Here is a 17,407-nt window from a genome sequence, read left to right on the forward strand (position 1 = left end):
GTTCACGTCCGCGCCCAAAACAGTGTCGTACTCGTGTCAGTCGGCGAGACACGAACGGCGCGAAGTTTCAAGACCGAGGCCGGAGTACGTTAACGATGGAGGTTACTCGGCCTATGGATATTGCTAATATTGCCACTCCCGATTTCGTCGAGGTTGATGCAGACAAACGACTGGGTAAAGTCCGGTCGATTTTCGAGCGCGAGAACTCCCACGGTATCATCGTCACCGACGACGGCGAGTACGCCGGGGTCATCGGCGAGAAGCAACTCGTCCGCTCCCGCATGGAGGACGACACGAAGTCGTCGGCGGTGATGAAGTCTGCCCCCAAGATAGACCGTCACGAGGACGTGCGCGAGGCGGCCCGGATGCTGGTCGAGGGCGACACCCGCATCGCCCCCGTCTTCGAGGGCGAGAAACTGTACGGCATCGTCACGGGCAACGACATCCTCGAAGCGGTGCTGGAGAACCTCGACGCCATCTCCGTCGAGGACATCCTGACCGAGGACGTCGTCACCATCGGCGAGAAGTCCCACGTCGGGCAGGCCATCAACCGCCTGCGCGAGAACGGCATCTCCCGACTTCCCGTCACCGACGACGACGGCAAACTCACCGGCGTGCTGACCACGCACGACATCATCGAGTTCTCGGTCCGGAACGCCGACCGTCAGGGTCGCGGTGACCGCCGCGGCGACATCGACCGGATGCTCGACCTGCCGGTGTACGACCTGATGTCCTCGCCCGTCATCACGGCGACGCCCGGCGAGACGGTCCAGGAGGCCGTCTCCCGGATGTTCGAGAACGACATCGAGGGGCTCGTCGTCACGCCGACCGACAGCGACGCCGAGGTGCTCGGCGTCCTCACGAAGACGGACGTGCTGCGCGCCCTGACGTTCACCGAGGAGGAGCAGATGGACGTGCAGATTACCAACATCGGCCTGCTGGAGACGCTGACCCGCGAGAACGTCGTCGAATCCATCACGCAGGTGGTCGACAAGTACCAGCAGATGCAGGTCCTCCACGCGCACGTCCGGTTCCACGAGCACAAGGAGAAACTCCGCGGGACGCCTCTCATCCAGTGTCAGGTGCGCCTCCGCACCAGTCACGGACAGGTGGCCGGGAGTGGCGAGGGCTACGGGGCGGAACACGCCTTCCACGTCGCACTCGACAAACTCGAACGCAACGTGCTCGAACTGAAGGGCGTCAACGCCGACGAGAAGTACCAGGGTCAGGTCATGCGAAAGCTCGGCGACCTGTAGTCGGCCCCGGGCGACGCGCTCCGTCTTCTTCCGCGTCTATCAGCGACTGCGCCGCCGACCGACGCTACTCCCGCGGGTCATCGGGGAGGAACCACGTCGCGAACCCGCTCGATTCCGGGTCGTGTTCGGCCCGGAAGCGCGACCACTCCACGAGGAGCATCCCGACGACGACCACCGTCGTGGCGGCCAGTTCCGTCTCGAACGCCGGGACGACGACGGTGTTCGAGTCGGCGACGCCGACGGCGAGCAACGCGAGTACTATCCCGCAGGCACCGACCAGCGCGAGGTAGCAGATGACGAAGAACAGGAGTCGCCCCGGCACCTCCAGTACCATGTGCGCCGACATCTCCTCGTACCGTCGCTCGCCGAAGAACTCCCGTCGGAGTTGGTCGACGTGAGAGGCGACCATGGCGAGTGCGGTCAGCACGAGCGCCGGCGAGAGCGCGTCTGCAATCAGTTTCGGCTCCGCGTACAGGGGGAACGCGAGGAAGCCGAAGCCCCACACGAACGACAGCCGGACCAGTCGAGCGTTCCGCGGGTAGACGGGCGGGAGCGGTCCGGGCAGTTCCACCGGGTTCGGCGCTCGGTCCCACTTCTCGTGGCGCTCGGTGTCGTTGCTCACGCCCGGGAGAAACAGGGTTCGACCGTCCAGCACGACCGGACGGCGGGCGAACAGGGCGGCGACGCCGTAGACGAGCAGCGTCGTGCCCAGTTCCAGCCAGTACGTCGCCAGCACCTCGACGATACGCCAGTCGAGCGCGACGATACCGACGACCGGAAGGAGGTTCGAGAGGAGGGTCGGCGCGAACGCGAGGGTGCCGAGAGTTTCGTTTCGGCGCGCGGACATCTATCCGAAGACGCCGAACGGTCGGCAAAAGTACTGGGATACGCGCCGGGGCGCTACAGTTGCGTCGAGGAGATGCCGCCGTCGGTTATCTCGAACGTCACCGACTCGCCGGCGGGTTTCGCGCGGTGTTTCTCCAGCGTCGCCCGGCGGTTGCCGCCGCGGAAGCGGTCGATGCGGAGGACCGCGCCGGTCCAGTGTTCGAGCGTGTGACCGCCGAGGGCGCGGATACCGTCGCTGTCGGGGTCGGTGAACACCTGATTCGTGATGACCACCGCGAGGTCGTGTTTGCGCGCCAGCGAGAGCAGGTGCGTGACCTGTCGAGCGACCCGCCGGAGCGACTCGCCGCCGTCGTTCTGGTCTATCGTCCGTTCGAGGCGGTAGAAGCCCGTCGCGCTGTCGAGGACGACGAGGTCCGCGCGTTCGGCGAACTCGCTCGCGTCGCGGACGGCCTCCTCCTGCTCTTCGAAATCGTGCGCCTCCGAGACGATGAGCCGGGAGGTCACGTCCTCGATGGACTGGTCCGGCCCCGCGACGTGCTCTGCGAGTTGGCGGAACCGGTCGACCGAGAGCCCCTCGGTGTCGATGTAGACGACGGTGCCGCCCGCGGCGGCGACCCGGACCGCGGCCGACAGCGCGACGTTCGTCTTCCCCGCCGCCGGCGGTCCGTAGACCTGCGTGACGGTGCCGCGCTCGAACCCGCCCCCCAAGAGGTCGTCGAGCGAACGGCATCCGGTAGTGACTGGGTCGGACACGAGAGGAGGTGAGTCGTGTCCGCCGAAAAACCCCCCGGTCCGGGTCGCCGTCGCCGTCCCGACGCGGTCGGTCCCTCGCCCTCGCGCGACACGCTTTACTCGCCGCCTCGCGAACGTCCACGGGTGATAGTCGTCGCCACCGCGGACTTCGAACTCTACCACGACGTCGTGGCCGACCTGCGCGACAGGGGCGTCGCCTTCACCACCGTCGAACCGGGCGAGGAGATTCCCGACCGGGCGAAGGTGGTCGTCGTCGCCCCGACGGACGAACTGGACGTCCCCGCGGGCGTCGAAACCGTCGTCGCGTCGGCCGGCGAGTCCAGACGCGCCGTCGAGGAGGCGGTGAGCGTCCTCCGCGGGGGCGGCGGGCGGACCGTCGTCGGCGTCGACCCCGGCACCCGACCGGGCGTGGCCGTCCTCTCGGGCGACACCGTCGTCGCCGCGTTCCACGTTCCGCTCTCGGAGGCGGTGGAGACCGTCCGCCGAGAGGTCGAAGACAGCCCCGACGCCGTCGTCCGCGTCGGCGACGGCGCGCGCCTCCAGGGGTCGACCATCGTGAACGAACTGGAGGACGTCACGGTCGAACTCGTGGACGAGACGGGGACGACGCCGTACCTCGGCACCGGCGCGCGCGGCATGGGCGACGTCCTCGCCGCGGTCAACATCGCACGGATGAGCGGCGAGGTGGTCGACTCCCGCGACATCGAACCGACGCAGGGCGAACTCCAGCGCATCAAAGACGAGTCTCGGCGCGTGAGCGACGACAACCGGACCATCGACGAGCGACTCGCCAGACGCGTCGCCGCCGGTGACCTCACCGTCGACGAGGCGCTGACCGAACACCGCGGCGGGAGCGACGCGGAGAACGGCGACGCGGAGAACGGCGGCGCGGACGAGACGTGAGGGAGCGAAAAACGAGAGCGGGTCCGACCGAGCGAGGCGCGCGTTCGCGGACCGGCGGTCTCAGGCGCTGGACTCTATCTCGCCGTAGTCGAACTCCTCGCCGATCTGCGAGAGTTCGTCGAGCGCCTCCTGCTCCTCGCGGAGGTTCTCTTCGAGGAGGTCCGCGACCGCTTCCAGACCGAGCTGGTCGGCGAGCGGGATGAGGTTGCCGTAGGCGGCTATCTCGTAGTGCTCTGACTTCTGGCCCGCGGCGATGTTGAACCGTTCGAGGACCTTCCCGTCGGGGTTCTGGCCGGTGAAATCCTCGTGTTCCTCGATCATCGCGTCCACGACGCGGTCCTGCTTCGTCTCGGCGGACTTGTCCATCCGCTCGAACGCCTCTTCGAGTCGTTCGACGTGCGTCTGCGTCTCCTGACGGTGCTCGGAGAACGCCTCTTTGACGCTCTCGTCGGAGGACCCGGATTCGAGTTCCTCGAGCGCGTCCAGCAGCTGTTTTTCGGTGTAGTAGAGCTTCTGGAGTCCGTCCACGAACAGGTCTTCGAGTGAGTCAGCGGACATTGCATTCGCCGAGAGACGAGGGGAATCAATCACAGAACTGGTTGCATATTAATGTGCTTTACGTGGCGGCGGAGCACCGAACGGACGGGTCACTCGTCGGCGACGGCGTTCTCCGCGCGGCGCATCACCTCGCGGACGGGCAGGCCCGTGGCGTCGGCGACGGCGGCGGCGTCCTCGAACTCGGCGCTGTAGTCGTACACCTCGCCGTCGGTGTCGGCCGCGACTTTCACCGGCACCTCGAAGCGTTCGCCCTCGATTTCCAGTTCGGCCGTCTCGAACCGTCTGGATGCCACCCAGCGGTGTCCCGCACCGTGTTCGCGGACGCCCAGCGACCCCGTCTCCACGGCGAGTCGGTGCGCGACGCGTTCGGCGTCCTCGGGCTTGACGATGACCTTCACGAGGTGGCCGGGGCGGGACTTCTTCATCGTCGCCGGCAGGACGGTCACGTCGCGCGCGCCGGCGTCGGTCAGCGTCGACTGGAGGCTTCCGAGGAGTTCCGGCGAGGCGTCGTCCACGTTCGTCTCCAGCACCGTTATCTCGTCGCGCGCGAGGCGGCCCGCGCCGTCGCCGACGAGGGTGCGGAGGACGTTCGGATGGTCGGGGAAGTCGTAGCCGCCGGCGCCGTAGCCGACGGCGTCGAGTTCCAGGGTCGGGAGCGTCTCGACGCCCTCAGCGAGGTGCGCGAGGACGGCCGCGCCCGTCGGCGTCAGCAGTTCCGCCTCGACGGGGCCTCCTCTCAACGACCAGTCGGCGTGCGTGGCGATTTCGACCACCGCTGGCGTCGGGACGGGGTAGGTGCCGTGGGCCATCGTCTGGTCGCCGCCGCCCGTCGCGAGGGGCGTGGTGACGACGCGTTCGACGTCGAGGTCGTCGAGGAGGAGGCACGCGCCGACCACGTCGGCGATGGCGTCGTCCGCGCCGACCTCGTGGAAGTGCGTCTCCGCGAGGTCGGTGCCGTGGACCGCCGCCTCCGCCTCGCCGAGTCTCTCGAAGACGGCCTTCGCGTCCCGTTCGACGCCGTCGGGCAGGTCCATCGCCTCGACTATCTCGACGACTTCGGCGTAGGCGCGGTGGGGGCCGTGGCCCTCTGCGGGCGTGGCGTCGTCGTGATCGTGTGAGTGGTCGTGGTCGTGCGAGTGGTCGGCGTCGTGCGAGTGGTCGGAGTCGTGCGAATGGGCGTGGTCGTCGTGCGAGTGGATGTCCTGCGAGCCGCCGTCGTCGTCACCGTCTTCGTCGGCGTCGTCCAGCAGGACCCGAACGCGAGTCGCGGAGATACCGTTCTTCACCACCGTCGAAACGTCGTAGCGGACGTCGAGAGCCTCCTCGACGGGTCGGAGCGAACGCGGGTCGGCACCGGCGGCCACGAGAGACGCGAGTATCATGTCGCCGCTGGCACCCATCCGGCCGTCGAACGCGAGTGTGCGCATGTCTGCGTGGAGGCGGTAGCGAGTAAAAGTTCCACGGCATCGATGGACGCAGTCGGTAGGGATTTGTATGCTCGAACCCTACCATGATATAGAGTGTCACACAAAGCGAGGCGGGCGCAGGCGATCCCCTCTGGGGAAGCACTTATCCCGCACGGAAACCGAGGAACCAGACATATCCCCGCGAGCAAATCATGAACGAAGTGCAACTCGAAGTGGCGAAAGCGTACCCGAACGACTCGGGTCGCGGCATCGCCCGTCTTGACCCGGACACGTTGCTCCATCTCAAACTCTCACCGGGCGACATCATCGAGATAGAAGGCGGTGAGACGACGGCGGCCAAGGTGTGGCGTGCAGACCGCCAAGACTGGAACACGGACACGGTTCGCATCGACGGCTTCACCCGTCAGAACGCCGACGTGGGTATCGGCGAACGGGTGACCATCCGGAAGGCGGAGGCGACGAAGGCCGAGAAACTCGTCCTCGCGCCCCCGGAGGAGGCGAGCGTCCAGTTCGGTTCGGACGCCGCCGGCATGGTCAAACGCCAGATTCTCAAGCGTCCCGTCGTCGAACGCGACATCGTCCCCGTGATGTCCTCGACGAACCACCCGTTCATGCGGTCGCCCGGACAGGCGATTCCGCTCATCGCCGTCGAGACGGAACCCGAAGGCGTCTGTCTCGTCACCGAGGACACCGAGGTGGAACTCCGCGAGGAGCCCATCTCCGGGTTCGAGAAGACCGGCGGCGGAATTACGTACGAGGACATCGGCGGCCTGCAGGGCGAGATTCAGCGGGTCCGGGAGATGGTCGAACTCCCGATGAAGCACCCGCAGATATTCAAGAAACTCGGCATCGAACCGCCGCAGGGGGTGCTGTTGCACGGCCCGCCGGGGACGGGGAAGACCCTCCTGGCGAAGGCCGTCGCCAACGAGACGTCGGCGAGTTTCTTCTCCATCGCCGGGCCGGAGATCATCTCGAAGTACTACGGCGAGTCCGAACAGCAACTGCGCGAGATATTCGAGGACGCCAAAGAGGAGTCGCCCTCGATAATCTTCATCGACGAACTCGACTCCATCGCGCCCAAGCGCGAGGACGTGACCGGCGAAGTCGAACGCCGCGTCGTCGCCCAACTGCTGACGATGATGGACGGGTTGGAGACGCGCGGGCAGGTCATCGTCATCGCGGCGACCAACCGCGTCGACTCGGTCGACCCCGCACTCCGCCGTCCCGGTCGGTTCGACCGCGAAATCGAGATCGGCGTCCCCGACGAGAGCGGCCGCAAGGAGATCCTCCAGATTCACACGCGCGGGATGCCCCTCTCGGACGACGTGTCGCTCGACCACCTCGCGGACGAGACGCACGGCTTCGTCGGCGCCGACATCGAGTCGCTGACGAAGGAGGCCGCGATGAAGGCCCTCCGGCGGTACCTCCCGGAGATAGACCTCGACGAGGAGGACATCCCGCCGAGTCTCATCGACCGGATGATCGTCAAGCGCGACGACTTCGAGGGCGCACTCACCGAGGTGGAACCCTCGGCGATGCGGGAGGTCCTCGTCGAACTGCCGAAGATATCGTGGGACGACGTCGGCGGACTCGAAGACCCGAAACAGCAGGTCAAAGAGAGCGTCGAGTGGCCGCTCACCTCCCGCGGGAAGTTCGAACGCATGGGCATCGAACCGCCGAAGGGCGTCCTCCTGTACGGACCGCCCGGCACGGGGAAGACGCTCATGGCGAAGGCCGTCGCCAACGAGACGAACGCCAACTTCATCTCCGTCAGGGGCCCGCAACTGCTGTCGAAGTGGGTCGGGGAGAGCGAGAAGGCCATCCGCCAGACGTTCCGCAAGGCGCGGCAGGTCAGTCCGACCATCATCTTCTTCGACGAGTTGGACAGCCTCGCGCCCAGTCGGGGCAACGACATGGGCAACAACGTCTCCGAACGCGTCGTCAACCAACTGCTGACCGAGTTGGACGGCCTCGAGGAGAACGGCGACGTGATGGTCATCGGCGCGACCAACCGCCCCGACATGATCGACCCCGCGCTCATCCGCTCGGGTCGGTTCGACCGCCTCGTCCTCATCGGCCAACCGAGCGAGGAGGGCCGCGAGCAGATTCTGAAGATTCACACGAAGTCGAGTCCGCTCGCGCCCGACGTGAGCCTGCGCGAAATCGCGGAGATAACCGATGGCTACGTCGGGTCCGACCTCGAATCCATCGGCCGCGAGGCAGCCATCGAGGCGCTTCGCGAGGACGACGACGCCGAAGAGATAGAGATGCGGCACTTCCGCAAGGCGATGGAGTCCGTCCGCCCGACCATCACGGAAGACCTGATGGACTACTACGAGCAGATGCAGGACCAGTTCAAGGGCGGCGCGCGCGAGCAACTCGGCGACAGTCGCGGCGGCCGTATCGGCTTCCAATAGCACGTTTTTGCAGATTCGGGTTTCCTCGGGCCGCTTCGCGGCCCTGCGGGAACCCTCATCGCAAAAACCTGCACTAAAAAGATTCCGCGACTCGCTTCGCTCGTCGCGGCACGACACGGTGGCTCTCCGCCGTCGATTCGCTTTCGTCGTCTGCGTCTCGGTGCCTACTCGGAGGGGTGGACGAGAGGCTACGAAGCGGGGTTGTTTTGACACCTATTTCGCTCGTCGCGATACCAGCGCTCGTAGACGTATTCGGGGTATCCGTCGTTTAGCAAAGAGTTCGTGAACTAGTAGCACTCAACAGTAGCTCACGTCTCCGTCGCGGTGTGAGCAAAGACTCACACCTACAGATTACCTCACCCTTCGCTGCGCTCAGGGTTCAGATGAAACAGACGAAGAGTGGTCGCCGCGCCTACTCGGCGCGGCTTGATGCCCAAAAACTTGGTTCCACTCGAAATGTTGGTTCCTCGGCTTAGGCTTGTGAGCTAAATTCAGTGCTATTTAAATACCCCACCGATTCGTTAATGATAATAATATGTTTCGAATTCCCGCCTCTCAAGCCCTCTACTCCCAGTACGCTTCGGCGGAGACAAAACGGTTAAGCCACTGACTCCCACACCGAGTGTGTGAGGTGGCAACAGTCGCCCTCCCAGTTGCAAGGGCTTACTTGAGCCACCTCAGAGGCCGCCATGAACGCTACCCACCTCACGACGCTGAACAACCTCCTCGAGCTCACCATTCAGATTATCACGCTGTTGGTGCTGCTGCTCAGTGAGTCCGAGGAATAGGCGACCAAAACCACGGTCGCCCTCCCAGTTGCGGATTACCCTTCTTTCACCTAGTTGAAATCGCTTGTGGTGATTAAACTGGCTTTGATGTCTCTCACCCTGTGCGAGAACGCCCGTCCACGCCCAACTGGACACCTCACATTCGATTTAAAAGCACACCGGGCTGTGCGCCCGACTACGTTCGCAAGCTTCCCGGAGTGACGAGTTCATCACTATCGAGTCGAAAGCCTATCCGGCGAACGTTCCAGAATCGGGCTCTGCTTCATCGGCCAAGAAAGGACCCGCAATCAGTCGTACCGCGAGGCGAGTTTTTGGTCCACCGATGGGTGCATAGCGCCCATCGAGCCTCGCTTCGCGTCGCTCAGCGAGACAGCTTTTTCCGACGAGGGTTCCCGCAGGGCCGCGAAGCGGCCCGAAGAACCCCGAATCTGCGAAACGTGGGTGGCCGATTAATAGAGCAGTTCGTCGTCGTCTTCGACCATGTAGAGGGCGCGCGCGGCGATGTTGACCGCGTGGTCGCCGATGCGTTCGAGGTCGCGGACGGTGAGCAGCATGCGGGAGATGTCGCCCATGAACGACTCGGCGTCGCGTTCCTCCTCGCTGAACGGGTCCTTCTCGATGAGGTCGCGGACGACCGTCTCGCTGGCCGCCTCGCACATCGCGTCCACCTCGTCGTCGTGGGCGGCGACCTGCCGGCACATGTCGGGGTCCTCCTCCGCGTAGGCGTCCATCGCGGTGTCGAGCATCTCCATCGTCTCGTCGCCGATCTGCTGGATGTCGACCTCGGGGAACACGTCGTGTTCGGCCTCGGTGGCGTACCCGGCGAGGTTCGTCGCGAGGTCGCCGATGCGTTCGAGGTCGGTGATGATCTTGAACGACGCCGCGATGAAGCGGAGGTCCGAGGCGACCGGTTGCTGGAGTGCGATGAGGTCGATGCAGTCCTGTTCGAGGTCGAGGTACATGCGGTTGACCTCGCCGTCGCCTTCGACGACCTCCTCCGCGAGTTGATCGTCTTTCTGTTCGAGTGCGTCCAGACCCATCCGAAGTCGCTCGGCGACGACCTCGCTCATGTAGAGGACGTCGTCCCGGAGCGATTCGAGCGCGTCTTGATACTGTTGTCGGGGCATAATTTCCCGCACACGGTCGAACCGAATAAACGTGTCGTGCGAACTGGTACGCAATCGAACGTTCGTCTGTGGAGTGCTATTGACGGAATCCCGAAGTTTCGGAGATGTCGGGGAACTCTATACGCCGAGCGAACCCGAGTAGCTTTGCGCCTGTCGCCGCCACAGTACACCGATGCACCGCCGGGCGCTCCTCGCACTCGTTCCGACCGTACTGGCCGGCTGCGGCGGGCTCGAACTCGGGTCCGACGCCGGTGACGACCCGACCGCCGAATCGACGGTTTCCCGGGCGACGGCGACCGACGCGGCCGGCCGACCGACGGGCGGTTCCTCGTCGCCGTCGGCCGACGCGTCTCCGCGCGCGGTGCGCGTCGCCAACGACACGCCGACGCCCGCCTACGTCTCCGTCGTCGTCACCGACGGCGAGACGACGCGCTTCATCGAGAGCGGCGAGGTGCCGGCGGGCGAGACCCGGGCGTTCGGCGACTTCGCCGTCGAACCGGGGACCTACGACGTCGTCGTCGAGACGGCGGCGGGTCGGCGGACGACGCGGACGTGGCGCGTCGGCGACGGCGAGGCGGGGACCGAACTCGCCGCGCGCGTCGAACCGGACGGCGTGCGCCTCGTCGAACGCGCGTACTGCGAACTCGACTGTCCGCCCGTCTCGCGGGGCGGGACGACGACGTGGGAGGACCGACCGCCGGCACGCGGACGCGTCGAGTTGCGCAACGAGGGCGAGGCGGCGCGAACGGTTCGGATGCGACTGGTCGCCGACGGCGACCGACTCGCGGAGTACGAGTACGCCGTCCCCGGGGAGACGACGCTGGTCGTCCCGGCGTACGGGCGGGGGTCGAACTACCGCGTCGAGGTCCGTCGGGGCGGCGACTGGCGGGCGTTCGACTGGCGAGTCGGCGACGGCGAACGCCTCTACGTGGACGTGACCGCCGCGAACGCGCGCTTTCGATGCGGGTGGCGCAACCGCGACCTGCGCGTCGTCAACGCCGACGACGTGCCGCACCGACTCGACGTGGCCGTGACGACGGACGGGGAGACGCTGTTCGAAGAGACGTACGAACTCGACGCGGGCGCTGAGACGCTCGACCCGAGCGTCGTCGAGAACGCCGGGCAGTACGAGTTCCGCATCCGGTCGGACCGCGGCGAGGAGGCGACCTACGTCTGGAACGTCTGCCCGCCGCGCGGACCGGTGTGGGTCGTCGTCGACGAGGAGGGCGTGCAGGTGTCGGTCAGTCCCGCCTGAACCGGCGGTTCGGACGCCGGTCAGGACTGCTCGGACGGGTCGGGGAGTTTCCCGAGTTCCTCCTCCTGTCTGGCCTGCGTGAGTTTGAAATAGTTGTTCGGCTCGACGAACGTCGCTTGCCCGTAGTCGTGAACGAGCATCCGGAGGAACGCCGCCTCCTTCTCGGACGTGCCGTCGTACGTGTAGCAGTGGAGGTCGCGGCTGAGCGGGTAGCCTTTGGCGCTGAGGTTCTCGCCGTAGGAGTACGTCGTCCCGTCGATTTCCAGCGCGATGGGCGGGACCTCCCCGCCGGACTGGACGAACGCGAGTGCGAGGTAGGCGATGGCGTTGTCGGAGTTGGCGACGAGCGTCTGGACCTGCTGGTTCTGCCCCTTCCGGATGTCGACGCCGGGTATCGGTTCGTCGGCGCTCCCGTAGAGGTTCGCGCGGAAGGCGGTGTCGGTGCCGGAGCCCTCGGCGCGGCCGACGACCTGAATCTCCCTGTCCGGTCCCGTGTACGACGGTATCTCGCTCCAGTTCTCTATCTCGCCTTTGTATATCGCTCTGAGTTGGTCGCCGGTGAGTTTCGTCACGCCGGCGTCGTACACCGCGCGGGAGACGACCAAGGGTTGGCCGTCGACGCCGACGACGTGGTTGACGAACGTGTCGAGCGTGGACTGGTCGGCGTCGGGGAGTTCGTCCGCGACGGGCGCGGAGGAGTTGCCGATGTCCACCTGCCCGTTCATCACTTTCGTGACGCCGGTGCCGGAGTGTGAGAGTCCGACGTTGACGAGGAACGGCGGCTGACCCTCCTCGCCGCTGAAGCCGTAGCGGCCGGCCCAGTAGTCGGCCATGTTGGCGTCCGTGTCGATGTCGTACTGCCCGGGGCCCCAGTACTCCTCGTCGTCCGCCGGGGGGTTGGAGTTCCAGACCGACGCGCCATCGGACGTGATGGGGTACACCGTCGAGGACCCGTCCACCGTCAGCGGTGCCGTCTCGGTGGACCCGCCGGACCCGCCGCCGGCGTCGGTCTGTCCATCGGGTGTGCCGGACCCGCCACCCGCACACCCGGCCAGTCCCGCGACGCCTGCGCTGCCGAGGAGTGCGGCGAACGCGCGCCGGTCGATACGTGCCCCGTCGTCGGCGTTGGCGTCTGACATGGGAGAACGGTTGTGACCGAACGTGGATAACAGACACGGCTACATCGAGCCGAGAAGAGACGACGAGAACTGCCCGCGAGGCGCGCCGCCGCGACTATCCGAACTTACCCGTGATGTAGTCTTCGACGCGTTGACTCTCGGGGTTCTCGAATATCTTGTCGGTGTCGTCGTACTCCACGAGGTAGCCGCCGGTGAGGAAGACGGCCGTCTGGTCGGAGATGCGGGCCGCCTGCTGCATGTTGTGCGTGACGATGACGACGGTGTAGTCGTCCGAGAGGTCGTTGATGAGGTCCTCGATACGGGAGGTGGCGATGGGGTCGAGTGCGGACGCCGGTTCGTCCATCAGGAGCACTTCGGGGTCCGTCGCCAGCGCGCGAGCGATGCAGAGACGCTGCTGCTGACCGCCGGAGAGCCCGAGCGCGTTGTCGTCGAGCCGGTCGTTCACCTCGTCCCACAGGGCCGCCTGCCGCAGGCAGCGTTCGACCAGTTCCTCCTCTTCCGCTCTGTCGTCGCGGCCGAGGAGTCGCGAGAGGAGGCTCACGTCGATGTCGCCGTGCTTCCGCGGACCGTAGGAGATGTTCTCCCGAATCGACTTCGGGAACGGGTTGGGCGACTGGAACACCTGCCCGACGCGCTTTCGCAGTTCGACGAGGTTCGTCCCGTCGTCGTAGATGTTCTTGCCGTCGAACTCCACCTCGCCGGAGACGCTGGCGGCCTTGATTCGGTCGTTCATCCGGTTGAGACACCGGAGGAAGGTGGACTTCCCGCATCCGGACGGCCCGATGAGCGCGGTGACGCTGTTCTTCGGAATCTCCATCGAGATGTCGTGCAGGGCGTGTTCGTCGCCGTAGTGGACGTTCACGTCCTGCGTCTTGATGGCCGTCTCGCCGTCGAAGTCGTACTGGACCCACTCGTCGCGGAGTTTCTCCTGCGTCTCCCCCTCGACGGTCGTCCCGGCGCTCTGTTGGTTCGTCGTCTCTACGGACTGGGCTTTGGATGTGGCTTGTGAGTCACTCATGATCGGAGTTTGTTACGGAAGTACGCTCGCGAGGCGATGCCGACCGCGTAGAAAGACAGAACCACCAGGAGCAGAACGAGCGTCGTCCCCCAGCCGAACGCCTCGCTCTGGCCGACGCCGGCCGTGATGATGGCGTACAGTTGGTAGGGGAGCGCGCTCGCGGAGTTCAACAGCGCCTCCTGGTTGACGAAGCTCCCGGTCACGAACGGGAAGTTGCTGGTGAAGGCGAAAGTGATGTCGAGAACGTCGGGCGCCTGCCGCTTCGAGGGGAACGGCGACCCGCTCATGACGAGGAGGATGGGCGCCGTCTCGCCGGCGATGCGGCCGACGCCGAGGATGACGCCGGTGATGACCCCGGGCATCGCCGCGGGGACGACCACGCTCTTGATGGTCTCCCACTGGCTGACACCGAGGGCTGCGCTGGCGTCGCGGTACTCGTCTGGCACGCTGTTGATCGCCTCTCGACTGGTGATGAGTACCAGCGGGATGAGCATAAAGGCGAGGACGAACATCCCGGAGAGCAGCGACGTCGTGTTGCCGAATCGGGGGACGAGGAACGCGTAGCCGAACAGCCCGAAGACGATGGAGGGCGTCGACCACAGCCCGTTCGTCGCGAGTTCGACCACCTGCGTGAACCGTCCCTGTTCGGCGTACTCGGTGAGGAACACCGCCGCGCCGACGGCCAGCGGAACGGCCATGACGACGGACCCCACGACGAGCCAGAACGTCCCGACGATGGCGGGGAAGACGCCGTCGACGTCGTTCGTCAACTGGACGCCGTTCTGGACGAACGGCCACGTGAGGCCGGACGCGCCCACGGAGAAGCCCTCGAACAGCGGGCCGATACCCTTGCTGACGACGAAGGCCACGAGGAGGACGAGCACCGACAGGATGCCCAGCGCGTTCAGCGCGATGAGCATGTACGCGCCCGTCTGTCGCCCGCGCGCCCCGAAGCCCTCGTACGCCTTGCCGGCCGCCCAACTCGCCACGAGGACGGCCGTCTGCGTGAGGAAGGGGACGACGATTTTCGGCGTGAACGTCGCGGAGAAGTCGGCGGGGCGCCACGACCACTCCGGGCCGATGACGTTCGTCAGGAAGACGAGTCCGACGAGGAGGGCGAACGCGCCCGCGGCGAGCGTCGACCCCAGGTCCTCGCGGAGGAAGACGGCGACGCCGGCGGCGACGCCGCCGAGCAGCAGTCCCGCCGGCAGCCACAGGAACCAGCCGAGTCCGAACGTCTGCGAGGCGACGAGGCCGCCGACGCAGAACCACAGCAGGCCGACCAGCACCGCGGCGACCAGACCGGCGCTCCGGTCCGGCGTCGTCTCGACGTAGCCCGTGTAAGAGGCCACGCCGAGGCCGACGACGCCCAGACCGACCACCGTCGTACCGAGGCCGAGGAGGTTCGACAGCGATAGTCCGACGAACGTCGCGTCGAGGCTGACCAACTCGAACAGCGCGGCCAGCGAGAACGCGAACGCCAGTGCCCCGACACCGACGATGCTCGCCGCGGTGCGTTCGTACGTGGTCGAGTCGCCTTCGACTAAGTCTCGTTCGTATGCGTCACTCATTGTCATTCACCGCCGAGCGTCTCTTTCAGTTCGGCCTCTATCTTCAGCGAGGTGAGCGAGAGGAACAGCACCGTCACGAACAGGACGACTCCGGCCGCGAACAGCGCGCTCAGTTGCGTCTCGCCCGCGTCGCCGTACTGGCTGGCGATGAGCGTGGTGAGCGTCACGTTGTTGCCGAACACGTCGTACAGCGGTTGCGGCAGGCCGACGGTGTTTCCGAGGATGACCGTGGCGGCCATCGTCTCGCCGATGGCGCGGCCGACGCCGAGCAGCACCGCGGCGGAGACGCCCGAGAACGCCGCGGGAAGCGTGATGCTGGTCATCGTCTGCCAGTCGGTCGACCCGAGGGCGAGCGCCCCGTCTTTCATCGAGTCCGGCACCGTGTCCAGCGAGTCCTCGGCGACGGAGACGACGGTGGGGAGCGCCATCAGGCCGATGACGCCGCCGACGAGGAAGAAACTCCCCTGCGTCGGCGTCCGGAAGTTCTGAAACACGTACGTGTTGAGGATGGTGAATCCGATGAACCCGTAGACGATGGAGGGGATACCGGCCAGAATCTCGATTCCCGGCTTCACTATCTCGCGCACCCAGTTGGGAGCGATTTCGGCGAGGAACAGCGCGCACGCGATGCCGAGCGGTGCCGCGACGGCCGTCGCGATGAGCGTCGTCACGAACGTTCCCCACATCGCGGGGACGAGCGAGTAGGTGGCGGAACTGGGTTGCCAGAACACGCCGCCGAGGCCGGGCAGGACCGTCACCCCGAACAGGGTGACCGGTTCGCTCATGCCGATGAGTATCTCCGGGCCCATGAGCCTGAAGGCGTGGAGCGATTCGAGGACGAGGAAGACGGTGATCATCCCGAGAATGAGCACCGTCGACACCGTCATCAAGAACGTCATCGACTTCGCCGCCAGCCCCTGGTGGGCGTACCATCCGTATCCGAGCACCACGAGGAACCCGAGTATCGAGGGTACTTCGAGACCGAGCCGAAGTACGAACGACGCCAACGCCGTCAGGAGGAGCACCGCGCCTACCGCGCCCGCGACGAGGGCGCTCGTATCGATATCTTCGGCCGTTCGGAATGCGTCGAACGACTGCTTCAAACTTGATTGTGCCATCGTTTTCTGGTTTTGTATGTACGGAAAGAGAGGGAGACGCTAGGTTTAATTCCTGACGATGCGCCGTAGCGGAGAGTCGTCCCCTCAGTTCGACGGCTCGGGCAGCTTGGCCCGCTCTTCTTCCTGGCGCGTGTCCGAGAGCACGAAGTAGTTGTTCGGCTCGACGAACATCGTCTGTCCGTAGTCGCTGATGAGCATCCGCAGGAACGCGGCTTCCTGCTCGGAGGTGCCCTCCCACGTGTAGCAGTGGAGGTCACGGCTGAGCGGGTAGCCCTTGTCGCTCAGGTTCTTGCCCGGCGTGTACGTCGTGCCGTCGAGCGTGAGCGAGATGGGGACGACGCCGTTGCCGACGAACGCGAGCGCCATGTACGCGATGGCGTTGTCGGAGTTGCGGACGAGCGTCGCGACCTGCTGGTTCTGACCCTTGCGGATGTCGGGGCTCATCTCGGCTTCCGGGTCGCCGTAGAGGTTCGCGCGGAAGGCGGTGTCGGTGCCGGAGCCCTCGGCGCGGCCGACGGCCTGAATCTCGCGGTCCGGGCCACCGACTTCGCTCCAGTTGGTGATCTCCTGCTTGTAGATAGCGCGGAGTTCGTCGCCGGTCAGTTCCTCGACGCCCGCGTCGGCGATCTCCTGCGAGACGACGATGGGCTGGCCGTCGACGCCGACGACGTGGTTGACGAACTTGTCGAGCGTGGACTGGTCGGCGTCGGGGAGTTCGTCCGCGACGGGCGCGGAGGAGTCACCGATGTCGACCTGTCCGTTCATGACCTTCTCGACGCCGGTGCCGGAGTGCGAGAGACCGACGTTGACGAGGAACGGCGGCTGACCCTCCTCGCTGCTGCTGAAGCCGTAGAGGCCGCCCCAGTAGTCGGCCATGTTGGCGTCCGTGTCGATGTCGTACTGCCCGGGGCCCCAGTACTCCTCGTCGTCCGCCGGGGGGTTGGAGTTCCAGACGGCCGCGCCGTCGGACGTGATGGGGTACACCGTCGAGGACCCGTCGGCCGTCAGCGGGCCGACGTCCTCCTTGCTGGACCCGGACGACTCCGTGGACGTGTCCGACGAGTCGCCGGACGCCTCCGTCGCGGTGTCCTCGGCGCCGCCGGACGCCTCGGTGCCCTCGTTCCCACTGCCGGAACAACCGGCGAGGCCCGCCAGGCCCGCCGCGCCCGATGCAACGATGAATTTACGCCGCGAATAGTCCGCTCCCACTGATTTGCTGTCGCGCGTCATC

General features: G+C 66.0%; 14 protein-coding genes. 4 read left to right on the forward strand and 10 right to left on the reverse strand.

Translation table 11 applies throughout. The annotated features are described in order from the left end of the window. The first annotated feature begins 113 nt into the window (after positions 1-113). Complete coding sequence (locus tag BM310_RS13120) at positions 114-1,256, forward strand: CBS domain-containing protein (protein WP_089808408.1); 1,143 nt, start codon at positions 114-116, stop codon at positions 1,254-1,256. A gap of 64 nt (positions 1,257-1,320) precedes the next feature. Here the strand turns inward: BM310_RS13120 and BM310_RS13125 are convergent, their stop codons facing one another. Together BM310_RS13125 and radB are read right to left on the reverse strand one after the other, a co-directional pair. Continuing rightward, a complete protein-coding gene (locus BM310_RS13125; RefSeq protein WP_089808410.1) occupies positions 1,321-2,103 on the reverse strand; it encodes a DUF6498-containing protein in 783 nt (260 codons plus the stop codon). A 53-nt stretch (positions 2,104-2,156) separates the two neighbouring features. Continuing rightward, positions 2,157-2,855, reverse strand: a complete 699-nt coding sequence (radB, locus tag BM310_RS13130; RefSeq protein WP_089808411.1) for a DNA repair and recombination protein RadB — start codon at positions 2,853-2,855, stop codon at positions 2,157-2,159. 123 nt (positions 2,856-2,978) lie between these two features. On the opposite strand from radB, the gene BM310_RS13135 reads away from it, so the two are divergent. Then, a complete protein-coding gene (locus BM310_RS13135) occupies positions 2,979-3,758 on the forward strand; it encodes a hypothetical protein (protein ID WP_089808413.1) in 780 nt (259 codons plus the stop codon). Between the two features lie 60 nt (positions 3,759-3,818). Here BM310_RS13135 and BM310_RS13140 read toward each other — a convergent pair whose 3' ends face one another. Together BM310_RS13140 and larC are read right to left on the reverse strand one after the other, a co-directional pair. Then, entirely contained in the window at positions 3,819-4,316 is a 498-nt protein-coding gene (locus BM310_RS13140; RefSeq protein ID WP_089808415.1) for a YciE/YciF ferroxidase family protein, read from the reverse strand. An 89-nt stretch (positions 4,317-4,405) separates the two neighbouring features. Further along, the gene (gene larC / locus BM310_RS13145; protein WP_089808417.1) at positions 4,406-5,743 is read right to left on the reverse strand and encodes a nickel pincer cofactor biosynthesis protein LarC; all 1,338 of its coding nucleotides are present in this window, start codon (positions 5,741-5,743) and stop codon (positions 4,406-4,408) included. Between the two features lie 191 nt (positions 5,744-5,934). Here larC and BM310_RS13150 point away from each other — a divergent pair, with 191 nt between their 5' ends. Then, complete coding sequence (locus BM310_RS13150) at positions 5,935-8,160, forward strand: CDC48 family AAA ATPase (RefSeq protein WP_089808419.1); 2,226 nt, start codon at positions 5,935-5,937, stop codon at positions 8,158-8,160. A 1,237-nt stretch (positions 8,161-9,397) separates the two neighbouring features. Here the strand turns inward: BM310_RS13150 and phoU are convergent. Then, complete coding sequence (gene phoU, locus BM310_RS13155; protein ID WP_089808421.1) at positions 9,398-10,075, reverse strand: phosphate signaling complex protein PhoU; 678 nt, start codon at positions 10,073-10,075, stop codon at positions 9,398-9,400. A gap of 172 nt (positions 10,076-10,247) precedes the next feature. On the opposite strand from phoU, the gene BM310_RS13160 reads away from it, so the two are divergent. After that, positions 10,248-11,330 (forward strand): hypothetical protein, encoded by a 1,083-nt coding sequence (locus BM310_RS13160; RefSeq protein ID WP_089808423.1) that lies wholly within the window; start codon positions 10,248-10,250, stop codon positions 11,328-11,330. A gap of 20 nt (positions 11,331-11,350) precedes the next feature. On the opposite strand, the gene BM310_RS13165 is transcribed toward BM310_RS13160, so the two are convergent. The 5 genes from BM310_RS13165 to BM310_RS13185 all read right to left on the reverse strand — a co-directional run bounded on the left by BM310_RS13165 (position 11,351) and on the right by BM310_RS13185 (position 17,406). Then, positions 11,351-12,469, reverse strand: a complete 1,119-nt coding sequence (locus tag BM310_RS13165; protein WP_089808424.1) for a PstS family phosphate ABC transporter substrate-binding protein — start codon at positions 12,467-12,469, stop codon at positions 11,351-11,353. A gap of 94 nt (positions 12,470-12,563) precedes the next feature. Beyond that, a complete protein-coding gene (gene pstB / locus BM310_RS13170) occupies positions 12,564-13,487 on the reverse strand; it encodes a phosphate ABC transporter ATP-binding protein PstB (RefSeq protein ID WP_089808427.1) in 924 nt (307 codons plus the stop codon). Continuing rightward, complete coding sequence (gene pstA / locus BM310_RS13175) at positions 13,484-15,058, reverse strand: phosphate ABC transporter permease PstA (RefSeq protein ID WP_089808429.1); 1,575 nt, start codon at positions 15,056-15,058, stop codon at positions 13,484-13,486. Before pstA ends, pstB begins: the two co-directional genes overlap by 4 nt. A 2-nt stretch (positions 15,059-15,060) precedes the next feature. After that, complete coding sequence (gene pstC / locus BM310_RS13180; protein WP_089808431.1) at positions 15,061-16,176, reverse strand: phosphate ABC transporter permease subunit PstC; 1,116 nt, start codon at positions 16,174-16,176, stop codon at positions 15,061-15,063. An 84-nt stretch (positions 16,177-16,260) separates the two neighbouring features. Continuing rightward, positions 16,261-17,406 (reverse strand): PstS family phosphate ABC transporter substrate-binding protein, encoded by a 1,146-nt coding sequence (locus tag BM310_RS13185; protein ID WP_177232616.1) that lies wholly within the window; start codon positions 17,404-17,406, stop codon positions 16,261-16,263. Position 17,407 lies beyond the last annotated feature (1 nt).

The organism is Halogeometricum rufum (genome assembly GCF_900112175.1).
Lineage (GTDB): Archaea > Halobacteriota > Halobacteria > Halobacteriales > Haloferacaceae > Halogeometricum > Halogeometricum rufum.

Coding starts and splice junctions, on each gene's coding strand:
- BM310_RS13120 (WP_089808408.1), top strand. CDS start 114: ATGGATATTGCTAATATTGCCACTCCCGATTTCGTCGAGGTTGATGCA.
- BM310_RS13125 (WP_089808410.1), bottom strand. CDS start 2,103: ATGTCCGCGCGCCGAAACGAAACTCTCGGCACCCTCGCGTTCGCGCCG.
- BM310_RS13140 (WP_089808415.1), bottom strand. CDS start 4,316: ATGTCCGCTGACTCACTCGAAGACCTGTTCGTGGACGGACTCCAGAAG.
- larC (WP_089808417.1), bottom strand. CDS start 5,743: ATGCGCACACTCGCGTTCGACGGCCGGATGGGTGCCAGCGGCGACATG.
- BM310_RS13150 (WP_089808419.1), top strand. CDS start 5,935: ATGAACGAAGTGCAACTCGAAGTGGCGAAAGCGTACCCGAACGACTCG.
- phoU (WP_089808421.1), bottom strand. CDS start 10,075: ATGCCCCGACAACAGTATCAAGACGCGCTCGAATCGCTCCGGGACGAC.
- BM310_RS13160 (WP_089808423.1), top strand. CDS start 10,248: ATGCACCGCCGGGCGCTCCTCGCACTCGTTCCGACCGTACTGGCCGGC.
- BM310_RS13165 (WP_089808424.1), bottom strand. CDS start 12,469: ATGTCAGACGCCAACGCCGACGACGGGGCACGTATCGACCGGCGCGCG.
- pstB (WP_089808427.1), bottom strand. CDS start 13,487: ATGAGTGACTCACAAGCCACATCCAAAGCCCAGTCCGTAGAGACGACG.
- pstA (WP_089808429.1), bottom strand. CDS start 15,058: ATGAGTGACGCATACGAACGAGACTTAGTCGAAGGCGACTCGACCACG.
- pstC (WP_089808431.1), bottom strand. CDS start 16,176: ATGGCACAATCAAGTTTGAAGCAGTCGTTCGACGCATTCCGAACGGCC.
- BM310_RS13185 (WP_177232616.1), bottom strand. CDS start 17,406: ATGACGCGCGACAGCAAATCAGTGGGAGCGGACTATTCGCGGCGTAAA.